This window comes from Paraburkholderia sp. Ac-20342 (genome assembly GCF_017104985.1).
GTDB lineage: Bacteria > Pseudomonadota > Gammaproteobacteria > Burkholderiales > Burkholderiaceae > Paraburkholderia.
On record NZ_JAAGPQ010000015.1, the window covers coordinates 55,035 to 67,152 of the forward strand.

Genomic DNA, 12,118 nt, shown 5'->3' on the forward strand with positions numbered 1-12,118 from the left:
CGCCATGTTCAAAGCCCGTTTTTATCCGTCCGCGCGTGCGGCGGCGCTCGCGCTCATCGCGTGCTGCGCCAGCACCGGCGCCTATGCCGAACTCGGCGGCGCGATGCCCGCCCAGGCGGCCTCGCGCACGATCCTCAACGGCGCGCTGCGCGTGCGCACGATGACCGACGCCGGCAACACGACCCTCAACGAATACGCGACCAGCACCGGCCAGATCGTCGCCTACACGTGGCAGGGCCCGACCATGCCGGACCTGCACGCGCTACTCGGCCAGTACGCCGGCTCGTATCAGGCGGGCGCGGCTGCGGCGTCCGCGAACGGCAACCTGCATGCGTCTCGGATCGCGCGGCCCGACGTGATCGTCGAATCGGGCGGCCCGATGCGCAGCTACGTCGGCCGCGCGTGGCTGCCGGCGGCCTTGCCGGCCGGCGTCACGGCCGACGATCTCCAGTAACGCGCAGCCGCCCTTCAGCCCCACCCGATGCCCACCCCGCCATGAAATCCGCTCTCCGTGTCTACGCCCTCGCCCTCGTCGTCTGCGCGGCCCTTGCCGCCTGCGGCGGTGGCGGCGGCTCGAACAACGCGTCGTCCACCCCGTCCGGAACCGGCTCGTCAGGCGGCACGCCGTCTTCGCCCAGCAGCGCCGGCACGTCGAATTCGAATCAGAACACGAGCGTGCCGCAATCGAACGTGGCGAACGTGCAGCCGGTCACGGTCGGCGTATCGCCCGGCATGACGCGCAACATGCTGACGACGAGCGTCACGATCTGCCAGGCCGGCACCAGCAATTGCGCGACGATCGACGACATCCAGGTCGACACGGGCTCGAACGGCCTGCGCATTCTCGCGTCGGCGCTGCCCGCGGGCTTTACGTTGCCCGCGGTGGCATCGGGCGGCGGCATGGCAAGCGAATGCGCGGTGTTCGGCAGCGGCTACGCGTGGGGCTCGGTGCGCACCGCCGACGTGCGCATGGCCGGCCAGCTCGCCGCCGCGATTCCCATGCATCTGATCGCCGATCCGGCGCTGCCCGCCGCGCCGACCGACTGCGCAAACGCGGGCCCGGCGATGCTGACGGTCGCGAGCCTGCACTCGAACGGCATTCTCGGCGTGGGCCTGTTCCCCGTCGATTGCGGCAGCGGCTGCGCGAACGCCGCGCTGCCGCGCTGGTACTACAGCTGCACCACGAGCGGCACCTGCACGGCCAGCGCGCAGGCCGTCGCGCAGCAGGTGACCAACCCGGTCAGCAGTTTCGCGCTCGACAACAACGGCGTCGTGATCGACCTGCCCGCCGTCGCCGATGCCGGCGCGGCGAGCGTGTCGGGCTCGCTGATCTTCGGCATCGGCACGCAGGCGAACAACACGCTCGGCGGCGCGAGCGTCATCAAGGCGAATTCGGTGACGGGCTACGTGACCACGACCGCGGGCGAGCAGACCTATACTCTGAGCTACCTCGACAGCGGTTCGAACGGGTTCTTCTTCCACTCGTCGCAGTTTCCGCTGTGCGGCATCTGGTACTGCCCGGGCTCGACGCAAGCCGCGAACGCGTCGATCGCAGGAAGCAATGGCGTGTCGAACACGGTCGCGTTCGATGTCGGCAATGCGAGCACGCTGTTCGCGTCGTCGAACAACGCGTTCGACAACCTCGCGGGCACGTCGAGCCAAGGCTTCGCGTGGGGCTTGCCGTTCTTCTACGGGCGACGGGTTTATACGGCAATCGCGTCGCGTAATACGGCGGCCGGAGCCGGGCCGTATTACGCATTTTGAGGGAGTGAGGAGGCGCGCTGACGGATTCAGCGCCGAGGCGGCGAGGAAATCTGGCTGGGGTGGAAACCGGTGCCGCCCTGGCACCGGCGCTCCCGTCGATTCAACCCGCGGCGCCGTCCGCCTGCTCCGCCGGTGCCGCGAGCTTCGCGGGCGCGAGCCAGCGGAATACGTCGAGTTCTTCGCCGTGGAACGTGCATTCGGCGGCAGCCGGTGTCACGACCTTTTTGGGCGCCGCAGGCTTGGCCGCCACGGCGACAGCCGAGGCTTCCTTCGTCGCCGAGGCCATGACCGGTGCCGAGGCCGCCCGCGGAGCGGACGCCGCGGCCGCAGCCGAGGCGGCTACTTCGGATGCGCTCGGCACATGCTCGATCGAGCCTTCGACCACCACGCGCGAGCCGCGAATCGCAACGCCGCGATGCGCGACACGCAGCGTATCCGACGACGTTTCGGCCAGCCTGTTTCGCATCAGTTGCTCGCATGCGCCCGAGTTGCGGGAAGCGATCGTGCAGGCCGTCAGCAGCGCGGCGGCGATCGCGACACAGGCGATAGGGAGAATCCGCATCTTCATCGACATTCCGTTTTTTAGCCGTCGGCCATTGTAGCTTACGGCCCCGCCCGCCGGCGGCGCTGACGCATGCCGCATGCCGCATGCCGCCTGACGCATGCCGCTTGACCTCGCCGGATCGCATCGGCATCGTGTGGGTCGGCCGCGTTGCCGTCCAGCGGAAGGGCCACTGGGCCCGGCGCGGTTTTGCCATCCTGTATCGATCCGTTTCCTTATGTTCAGCCTCGTCCTGCTCGCAATCGTCGCCTATGCCGCGACCAATATCGACAACCTGTTCGTCCTGCTCGCGTTTCTGACCGAAGCCGGCGCCGAGCGCCGCCGCGTGATCGCGGGACAGTACGCGGGCTCGCTGATCCTCGTCGCGGCGGCACTGCTGCTCGCCGCGCTGCTCGCGCGCCTGCCGACGGGCTATGTCGGCCTGCTCGGGTTCCTGCCGATCGGCGTGGGCCTGAGCAAGGCCTGGGAGCGCTTCGGCCCCGCCCGCGCGCAACGCGAGGACAACGGCGCGGAGCCCGATGCGGGCGAGCCCGCCGCGCATGCTCCGGCCGCTCGCCACAGCCCGGCGCCCGCGGGACGCGGCTCGTCGAGCTGGGCCGTCGCAAGCGTTGCGATCGCCAACGGCTCGGACAATCTCGCCGTCTATGTGCCGCTGTACGCGAGCCACGGTGTCGGCGAAAACGCGCTCGTATCGCTCGTGTTTGTCGTCATGATCGGGCTGTGGTGCGCCGGCGCCGTATGGCTGGTCGAGCATCCGCTACTCGGCGCGCCGGTGCGCCGCTACGGCTCGGCGCTGCTGCCGCCGATCCTGCTTGCGATCGGCGTATCGACGATCGTGCACAACGATACGTTGCACGTCGTATTCGGGCTGTAGACGGCGCGGTGCGGGACCGCCACGGCGCAAAGCCCGCTGCCCCACGAGCCACGAGCCACGAGCCACGAGCCACGAGCCACGAGTCACGAGCCTTGACTCCATCCCGATAATATGTTCCCATTGCGCCCTATGTACCGCGCCCAGACCACCCTATCGCTACTACTAGCCCGCTCTACCGGGCTAGGTCTGCTGCTGCGCGCGTCCGCTTCTCTCTGATACACCGAAGCAACCGCTTGATTCCCCAGTAACTGACCCAGCCCCGGTTTCCGACCGGCGGCCCAGTATCGCGTTTTCGTCGTCCGGTCGACACCTGCCACGGTCTCACCCTCGGATGATGAAAATGTTGAAGAACCCCGCTACCAAATACCGCTCGTTCAAGCCGATCAATTTGACGGATCGCCAATGGCCGTCGCGCACCATCACGCGCGCACCGATCTGGATGAGCACCGACCTGCGCGACGGCAACCAGGCGCTCTTCGAACCGATGAACGCCGAGCGCAAGATGCGCATGTTCAAGACGCTCGTGCAGATCGGCTTCAAGGAAATCGAAGTCGCGTTTCCGTCGGCCTCGCAGACCGACTTCAACTTCGTGCGCGAGCTGATCGAGGGCGGCCATATTCCCGACGACGTCACGATCGAAGTGCTCACGCAAGCGCGCGACGATCTGATCGAGCGCACCTTCGAATCGTTGCGCGGCGCCCCGCGCGCGATCGTCCATCTGTACAACGCAACCGCGCCGGAATTCCGCAAGATCGTCTTCGGCCTCGACAAGAACGGCGTGATCGAACTCTCGCAGAAGGCCGCGCGCACGATGAAGCGTCTCGCCGACGCGCAGCCCGACACGCACTTCACACTGCAATACAGCCCGGAAGTGTTCAGCGGCACCGAACTCGAATTCGCCAAGGAAGTCTGCGACGCGGTCTTCGACATCTGGCAGCCGACGCCCGAGCACAAGGCGATCGTCAACCTGCCCGCCACTGTCGAAATGGCAACGCCGAACGTCTACGCCGACCAGATCGAATGGATGCACCGTAACCTCAAGCGCCGCGATTCGCTGATCGTCTCCGTGCATCCGCATAACGATCGCGGCACCGCCGTGGCCGCCGCGGAACTCGCGGTGATGGCCGGCGCGGACCGCATCGAAGGATGTCTGTTCGGCAACGGCGAGCGCACCGGCAACGTCGATCTGGTCACGCTCGCGCTGAACCTCTACACGCAGGGCGTCGACCCCGAACTCGATTTCTCGAACATCAACGAAGTCGCGCGCACGGCCGAAGAATGCACGCAGTTGCCGGTGCATCCGCGTCATCCGTATGTCGGCGATCTGGTCTTCACCGCGTTCTCGGGCTCGCACCAGGACGCGATCAAGAAGGGCTTCGCCGCGCAGAAGCCGGACGCGATCTGGGAAGTGCCGTATATGCCGATCGATCCGAGCGACCTCGGCCGCACCTACGACTCCGTGATCCGCGTGAACAGCCAGTCGGGCAAGGGCGGCATCGCGTATCTGCTCGAACAGAGCTATGGCGTCGTGTTGCCGCGCCGTCTGCAGGTCGATTTCAGCTCGGCCGTGCAGCGCTTCACCGACGAGAGCGGCCAGGAAGTCACGCCGGCGCAGATCTGGGAACTGTTCCAGCAGGAATACGTGAGCACGGCCGAGCCGGTCCGCTATATCGGCCACAGCCTGTCGGAGCGTGACGGCCGCGAACACATCAAGCTCAACGTCGAAATCAACGGCACGGCGCGCGTGCTGTCCGGCGCGGGCAACGGTCCGCTCGACGCGCTGATGCATGCCTTCGACGTGCCGGTGCGCATCCAGCACTACGAAGAACGCGCGCTCACGCAAGGCGCCGACGCCCGCGCGATCGCGATCGCCGAAATGGCCGGCGCCGAGGTGTCCGGCAGCGCGTTCGGCGTCGGGGTCGATGCGAACCTCGTGACGGCGTCGATCCGCGCGGTGATCAGCGGTGTCAATCGCGCGTATGCGCGTGCCAATGCGCAAGCGCAGGAGCGCTTCTTCGAAGCGGCCTTGAGCGATGCAACCGTGTGAGGCGCGTGAGTAGTGTGCGTTGCCGGTCCGCTGTGCCGGTCTGGTAATCGGTGCGGCGCGCGGTAGTATCGGGAGGGGGCGTTGCAATTGCAACGCCCCTTCTTTTTTATTGCGGCTTCGTTTCACCGGCTCATGTCACCGCTTCATCGCACCGACTCACCCGCGAGAACGGCGCCACGCGCTCAACGAAACACGTCGCGACCGAAATACTTCTGCGAAATCCGCTGATATGTGCCGTCTTTTCTCAGGCCGGCGAGCGCCTCGTTGAGCGCCGCGCGCAGCTTCGGATTGCCCTTGCGGATCAGCACCGCGGACTGGCCGCTGTCCTCGCCCGACGTATCGACCGCGACGACCTTGAGCCTCACGCCGGGCATGCGCTTCCTGTAGTCGATAAACGACAGCGAATCGTTGACGGTGGCATCGACGCGCCCCCCGGCGACCAGATCGATCGATTCCTCGAAGCCGTGCGTGGGGATCACCTGCGCGCCGTGCGCCGCCGCGATCCGGCCGAGATGGCTCGTCGGCGTATTGGCGGATTTCCGGCCCAGAAGGTCGTCGAAGGATTGGATCGTCGTGTTGTCCGAGGCGACGATCAGCACCGCGTGCGACGTGATGTACGGATCGGAGTAATCGTATTTGAGCTTGCGCTCGTCGGTCACGGCGACTTCGTTGATGACCGCGTCATAGCGGTCGATGTCGAGACCGGCCAGCAGCCCTTCCCATCGGGCCTCGATGAATTGCGGCTTGACGCCGAGACGCTGCGCGATCGCCGTGCCGAGTTCCACGTCGAAACCGGTCAGCCTGCCCGCGTCGTCGTGAAAACTGTACGGCTCATAGGTGCCCTCCGTGCCGATGCGGAACACGCCCGAGGTCCGGATCTGCGCGAGTTTGTCGCCGGCGAATACTGGGTTCGCGACCACCTGCAGCAGCACGGCCAGCACCAGCAAACGAATCGGCTTCATCGAGGGCTCCAACAGATTGGCCATGCCGGTGGCCCGGATTGAAATCCGAGAGCGCCGGCTGGCGAGCGCTATCGGGCGGCATGGGCCGACTGTAGCAAACCGGTCGTTTTTTTCAAGAAGCAGGTCCAGGCGGCAAGCGGTGCCGGGCGGCACGATGGAAAGCCAGATCGGCGAGGAAAGAACGCGTCTCGAGTCCGCGACGCATGAATTCGACGCGATCCCCCGCATTGCCGCGCGTCGCCGGAGAGTTTGATGCGCCGTCCCGGAAGCCATTCCGGGACGTCAGTATGTCTCCAGATGCAGCCGCCCTTCGCGCTTCAACTTCGCCCACAGCGCTTCCCAGTCGAGCTGATGCTGCTCGCCGATATCCTTCAACGCCTGCAGCACGCCGTCTTCCATGCCCTTGAGCCCGCATACGTAGATATAGGTGTTGTCATCCCTCAGCAGGTTTGCGACGTCGGGGCCGCGCTCGCGCATCGCGTCCTGCACATAGCGCTTCGCCTGACCCGGCGTGCGCGAAAACGCGAGCGTGGTGTCGATGAAATCCTTCGGCAGATTCGTCAGCGGTCCAAAGTAAGGCAGCTCTTCCTGAGTGCGCGCGCCGAAGAACAGCATCAGCTTGCCGGTCGCGCCCTTCAGACGCTTGCGCCGCCGATACTCGGTCATCGCGCGCATCGGCGCGGAGCCGGTGCCCGTGCAGATCATCAACAGATGCGAGTTCGGATGATTCGGCATCAGGAACGTGCTGCCGAACGGGCCGATCACGTTGACCACGTCACCCTTCTTCAGATCGCACAGATAGTTCGAGCAGACGCCGTCGATCGTATCGCCATGCTGGCGCGACACGCGCCTGACCGTCAGCGACACGTTGTTATAGCCGGGCCGCTCGCCGTCGCGCGGACTGGCAATCGAATACTGGCGCGCATGATGCGTACGGCCATCGGCGGCGGCGCCCGGCGGCAGAATGCCGATCGACTGCCCTTCGAGCACCGGAAACGGCATAGAGCCGAAATCGAGCACGATGTGATGAATGTCGCTCGACGTCGCGCTGTCGGTGAGCCGGTAGTTGCCGACCACAGTCGCGGTAGTCGGCGTCTTGTGCGTGTAGAGATTCACGTACGGCTTCGCGGCCGACCACGGCGGCACGACCGCGCCGCGCACGGTATCGACTTCGATGCCGTCCGCTTCGGCGGCGGCGGCGTCGCTCGCGGCGGGCGCAGCTTCTTCGGCCGGCACCGCCATCGTGTTCTGCTCCGGCAGCACGTCCCATGTGAACTGCTCGTCGATCGAATACGCGTCGGCCTTCAGCACCGTGCGCCAGTTGTCGATCGCGCCGGTCGGGCACGGCGGCACGCAGGCCATGCAGCCGTTGCAGACCTCGGCCTTCACGACGTAGTTGTTGTCGTCGTGCGTAATTGCGTCGACCGGGCAAGTCTCTTCGCAGGTATTGCAGCGAATGCAGATTTCCGGATCGATCAGATGCTGCCGCAACACTTCGATCGACACTGGAGCGTTCATGACTTCCTCCACCTGGTGATACAGCGCGCCTCTCGTGCTTCGCCTGCCGCCATCGCTTCAGTTAAAGCGCACGTACTCGAAATCGACGGGCTGACGGTTCACGCCCATCGCGGGCGGTGCGATCCAGTTCGCGAACTTGCCCGACTCGGCGACACGGCCCATCAGCGACGCAACGAACGCGCGGTCCTCCGGCGTGGCGAGCCACTTCGCTTCGTTGGCGGCCCATTCGGCTTCGCCAATCACGCGGCCATCGGGCGACACGCGCGTGCCCGCGAAGGTGCCGATCTGCCGGTTGAATGCCTTGTGCGGCACCGTCATGCGGAAATCGATGCCGGCCTTCTCAAGCACCTTGTTCCAGCGCCCGACGCCCGCGACCGAATCCTTGATGTAATCGTCGCGCAGCACTTCGTTCATCGCGTTGAGCATCGGCACCTCGCGCTCGACGAGCTTGCCGTCCTGCACGTCGAGCAGCTTGTAACCATGCTCGCTCAGGCGATGATCGTCGTCGCGCTTGCCTTCTTCATAGCGGCCCTTCAAGCCCGAGCTATAGAACGTCGCCGCGTTCGACGAATGATCGGCGCCGAACAGGTCGATCGTGACCGAGTAGTGGAAGTTCAGATAACGCTGGATGGTCGGCAGATCGATCACGCCGGCCGCGCGAATCTTCGCGACGTCGTCGGTGCCGAGTTCGTTCATCACCTGCGCAGTGCGCTGGATCACGCGCGAGACGCCCGACTCGCCGACGAACATATGATGCGCTTCCTCGGTCAGCATGAACTTCGTCGTGCGCGCGAGCGGATCGAAGCCCGACTCGGCCAGCGCCGACAACTGGAACTTGCCGTCGCGGTCGGTGAAGTACGTGAACATGTAGAACGCGAGCCAGTCCGGCGTTTTCTCGTTGAACGCGCCGAGAATGCGCGGATTGTCGTCGTCGCCCGAACGGCGGCCGAGCAATGCTTCGGCTTCCTCACGGCCATCGCGGCCGAAGTAGCGATGCAGCAGATAGACCATCGCCCATAGGTGGCGCCCCTCTTCGACGTTGACCTGGAACAGGTTGCGCAGGTCGTACATCGAGGGCGCCGTCAAACCGAGGTGACGCTGCTGCTCGACCGAAGCCGGCTCCGTATCGCCCTGCGTGACGATGATGCGGCGCAGGTTCGCGCGATGTTCGCCGGGCACGTCCTGCCATGCGGCTTCGCCCTTGTGCTCGCCGAAGTGAATCTTGCGGTCCTGCTCGCCCGGCGTAAGAAAAATGCCCCAGCGGTACTCGGGCATCTTCACGTAGTCGAAGTGCGCCCAGCCGCCCGCGTCAACGCTGACAGCCGTGCGCAGATAGACGTCGTAGCCGTGCGAACCTTCCGGGCCCATATCGCCCCACCACGACAGGAAGTTCGGCTGCCATTGTTCGAGCGCGCGCTGCAAGGCGCGATCGTCGGCAAGGTTGACGTTGTTCGGAATCTTTTCGCTGTAGTTGATCGTGGACATGGTCGGTTCCCTGAGTCGGTTCCCTGTTCAGAAGCTGCAATCGCGAGAAGCGCATATCGGCGGACGGCGCGATGAGGTCAATCGGGCGTCACGCGCCTCAAACGCGCGATACGTCGAATTGCGCCTTGCTGCCCTTGCCGTACACCTTGAGCGCACCCTTCTCGCCCACCGCGTTCGGCCGGTTGAAAATCCAGTTCTGCCAGGCGGTGAGCCGGCCGAAGATGCGCGTCTCCATCGTCTCCGGGCCGTTGAAGCGCAGATTCGCTTCGAGGCCCGTCAAGGCATCGGGCGACATTGCCGCGCGTTCTTCGAGCGCAATACGGATTTCGTCGGCCCAGTCGATATCGTCGGGCGAGGCGGTCACGAGACCCAGGCGCTCGGCCTCGACGGCCTTGACCGGCTGGCCGATCAGCGCACGCACCGCGTCGAGCGGTTCGGTTTCCTCATAGAAGCGCCGCGCAAGCCGCGACTGCTGCGTGACCATCGGGTACAGACCGAAGTTGACTTCCGACAGCGTGATGGCCGGCTCCTCGTCTTCGTTGGCCGGCAACGCGGCCATATAGGTGCGGTCGGCCGCGAATGCGAATTCGGCGAAGGTGCCCGCGAAGCACGAGCCCGGTTCGATCAGCGTGAATAGCGAACGCGACGACACATCGATGCGCGCGAACGTGCGGCGCAGCAGGCCGATCGTTTCGCGCACGAGCCAGTGGTCCCTGTGCTGCAGCAGCGTCGCATCGACGGCGAGCAGGTTGCGCGCATCGCCTTCGGTCCTGAACACCCACGTGCCGATGTCGAGTTCGTTGGTGCGCATCGACAGGATCGCGTCGTCGAGTTCGCGTGCGAATTGCAGCGGCCACCAGTTCGCGCCGGCCGCGACGATCGCATCGAGGTCCGCAGGCTGCACCTCTTGCGGCGCGCGTGCGGTGAAGGTCGCCACGCGTTTCGCGCGATCGATCGTAACGTCGACGGTCCGGTAGCCAAGACCGTCTTCGCGCTCGGTGCGCTCGATACGCGTGAGCGCAACGCCTGGCGCATCGGCTGGGCGATCGCTGTGCGCGGCAAGGTCGAGCGCGCGCGCCTGGATCGCCTGATCGAACCGGTTCGGCTTCACGACTTCATCGACGAGACGCCAGGCCTTCGCGCGCTCGCCGCGCACGCCTTCGACCACCGTGCAGAAAATATCCGCGCGATCGTGGCGCACCTTGCGCTTGTCGGTGACGCGCGTGAGACCGCCCGTGCCCGGCAGCACGCCGAGCAGCGGTACTTCCGGCAGCGACACCGACGAGGAACGATCGTCGATCAGATAGATTTCGTCGCAGGCGAGCGCCAGTTCATAGCCGCCGCCCGCGCAGGCGCCGTTCACCGCGGCGAGAAACTTGAGCCCTGAATGGCGCGACGAATCTTCGAGCCCGTTGCGGGTTTCGTTCGTGAACTTGCAGAAGTTGACCTTCCACGCGTGCGTCGAAAGGCCCAGCATGAAAATGTTCGCGCCCGAGCAGAACACGCGGTCCTTCAGGCTCGTCACCACCACGGTCCTGACTTCGGGATGCTCGAAGCGGATGCGCTGGATCGCGTCGTGCAGTTCGATGTCGACGCCGAGGTCGTACGAATTCAGCTTCAGCTTGTAGCCGTCGCGAATACCGCCGTCTTCAGCGATATCGATGCCGAGCGTCGCAACCGGACCGTTGAAGCTCAGCTTCCAGTGCCGGTACTGCGAGGGATCGGTGCGGTAGTCGACCCGCGCGGCCGGCGCAACGGCGGGGTGTGCTGTGGACATGGGGCGTCTCCTGACTGGACGATGCGAATCTGTTTTTTTGAACAATAGTGCATCAACATATCCGAGTAAAGAATTTTAGTGCATTTTTAGGTGCAAACCCTGACGCCCCAGCGACCGCTCAGCCGGCCCGCGCCTCGTCGGGCGCTTCCGCCGCGAGGCGCGCGGCAAGCCGGTCGCGCAATTGCAGATAGGCGTCGGCAAGCGTCTTCTCGCTCGTGTCGAAGCTCATGTCGGCACGCCCGTATAGTTCGGCGCGGCCCGCGAGGATACGTTTCAGGTCGTCCATCGCCTCGTTGTTGCCCGACATCGGCCGCAGATCGCCCTGCGCGACGACGCGGCGCATATGCTCCTCGGGCGTCGCCTGTAGCCATACCGTGAAGCAGTGCGACAGCAGCGCATTGAAGGTGCCCGACTCCGACACGAGCCCGCCCGGCGACGCGATCACCGCGCGCTCGTGCTCCTCGATCACGGCGTCGAGCGCGCGCTGTTCGTAGCGCCGGTAAGCGCTCGCGCCGTACAGCGAATGAATCTCCGACGGCGGACAGCCCGCAAGCTGTTCGATCACGCGCGTCAGCTCGATGAACGGCACCTTGCGCTCCTGCGCGAGCATGCGCCCGAACGTCGATTTGCCCGCGCCGCGCAGGCCGATCAGCGCGATGCGGTGCTTGCGGTGCGGATCGCGCGGCGCCTGCGCGAACATCTCGGCCAGCGCCGCGCGCGCGCGTTGCAGCGCCGCCTGGTCGCGTCCTTGCAGCAATTCGCGAATCAGCAGCCATTCGGCGGACGCCGTGGTTTCGTCGCCGACCACTTCGGCGAGCGAGCAGTTCAGCGTGGCCGCAAGCTGCCGCAGCACGAGCACCGAGGCATTGCCGAGGCCCGATTCCAGATTCGCGAGATGCCGCTCCGAGAGGCCGGTTTCGGCCGCGAGCGTCTTGCGGGTCATGCCGCGGCGCGCGCGCAGCAGGCGCACGCGCTCGCCCATCGCGGTCAGAAACGGATCGCGCTCTTCACGCTCGCCGCGCTCGGCGCGAGCCGGGTCGGCGGCGGCTTCATCCAGCGGTGCGGCGGAGTATTTTCGATTCATGTTTTGCGACCTCGATACTTCGATATATGTACTATAGTGCTTGAC

The 12,118-nt window shown here is 65.6% G+C and carries 10 protein-coding genes; 4 read left to right on the plus strand and 6 right to left on the minus strand.

The window, feature by feature from the left end; all coding sequences use genetic code 11:
• The first annotated feature begins 4 nt into the window (after positions 1–4).
• Both G3N58_RS08600 and G3N58_RS08605 read left to right on the plus strand, forming a co-directional pair.
• The gene (locus tag G3N58_RS08600; RefSeq protein ID WP_167043456.1) at positions 5–454 is read left to right on the plus strand and encodes a DUF2844 domain-containing protein; all 450 of its coding nucleotides are present in this window, start codon (positions 5–7) and stop codon (positions 452–454) included.
• Positions 455–495: 41 nt separating this feature from the next.
• Positions 496–1,764: a DUF3443 domain-containing protein gene (locus G3N58_RS08605; protein WP_205988904.1), complete on the plus strand. Its 1,269-nt coding sequence runs from the start codon at positions 496–498 to the stop codon at positions 1,762–1,764.
• Between the two features lie 100 nt (positions 1,765–1,864).
• Here the strand turns inward: G3N58_RS08605 and G3N58_RS08610 are convergent, their stop codons facing one another.
• Positions 1,865–2,332, minus strand: a complete 468-nt coding sequence (locus G3N58_RS08610) for a hypothetical protein (protein ID WP_205988903.1) — start codon at positions 2,330–2,332, stop codon at positions 1,865–1,867.
• A gap of 211 nt (positions 2,333–2,543) precedes the next feature.
• On the opposite strand from G3N58_RS08610, the gene G3N58_RS08615 reads away from it, so the two are divergent.
• Positions 2,544–3,200 carry a cadmium resistance transporter gene (locus G3N58_RS08615; RefSeq protein ID WP_167043462.1) on the plus strand — a complete coding sequence of 219 codons (657 nt, stop codon included), beginning with the start codon at positions 2,544–2,546 and terminating at the stop codon, positions 3,198–3,200.
• 340 nt (positions 3,201–3,540) lie between these two features.
• Positions 3,541–5,247, plus strand: coding sequence for a 2-isopropylmalate synthase (leuA, locus tag G3N58_RS08620; RefSeq protein ID WP_167283257.1), 1,707 nt, complete (start codon positions 3,541–3,543; stop codon positions 5,245–5,247).
• A 182-nt stretch (positions 5,248–5,429) separates the two neighbouring features.
• Here the strand turns inward: leuA and G3N58_RS08625 are convergent, their stop codons facing one another.
• From G3N58_RS08625 to G3N58_RS08645, 5 genes are all read right to left on the minus strand, one after another.
• A complete protein-coding gene (locus tag G3N58_RS08625; RefSeq protein WP_167043466.1) occupies positions 5,430–6,209 on the minus strand; it encodes an amino acid ABC transporter substrate-binding protein in 780 nt (259 codons plus the stop codon).
• A 282-nt stretch (positions 6,210–6,491) separates the two neighbouring features.
• The gene (gene boxA, locus G3N58_RS08630) at positions 6,492–7,727 is read right to left on the minus strand and encodes a benzoyl-CoA 2,3-epoxidase subunit BoxA (RefSeq protein ID WP_167283258.1); all 1,236 of its coding nucleotides are present in this window, start codon (positions 7,725–7,727) and stop codon (positions 6,492–6,494) included.
• A 57-nt stretch (positions 7,728–7,784) separates the two neighbouring features.
• Positions 7,785–9,212, minus strand: a complete 1,428-nt coding sequence (boxB, locus tag G3N58_RS08635; protein ID WP_205998930.1) for a benzoyl-CoA 2,3-epoxidase subunit BoxB — start codon at positions 9,210–9,212, stop codon at positions 7,785–7,787.
• A gap of 97 nt (positions 9,213–9,309) precedes the next feature.
• Positions 9,310–10,989, minus strand: coding sequence for a 2,3-epoxybenzoyl-CoA dihydrolase (gene boxC, locus G3N58_RS08640; RefSeq protein ID WP_205998931.1), 1,680 nt, complete (start codon positions 10,987–10,989; stop codon positions 9,310–9,312).
• A 118-nt stretch (positions 10,990–11,107) separates the two neighbouring features.
• Positions 11,108–12,073: a helix-turn-helix transcriptional regulator gene (locus G3N58_RS08645; protein ID WP_167043474.1), complete on the minus strand. Its 966-nt coding sequence runs from the start codon at positions 12,071–12,073 to the stop codon at positions 11,108–11,110.
• Positions 12,074–12,118 lie beyond the last annotated feature (45 nt).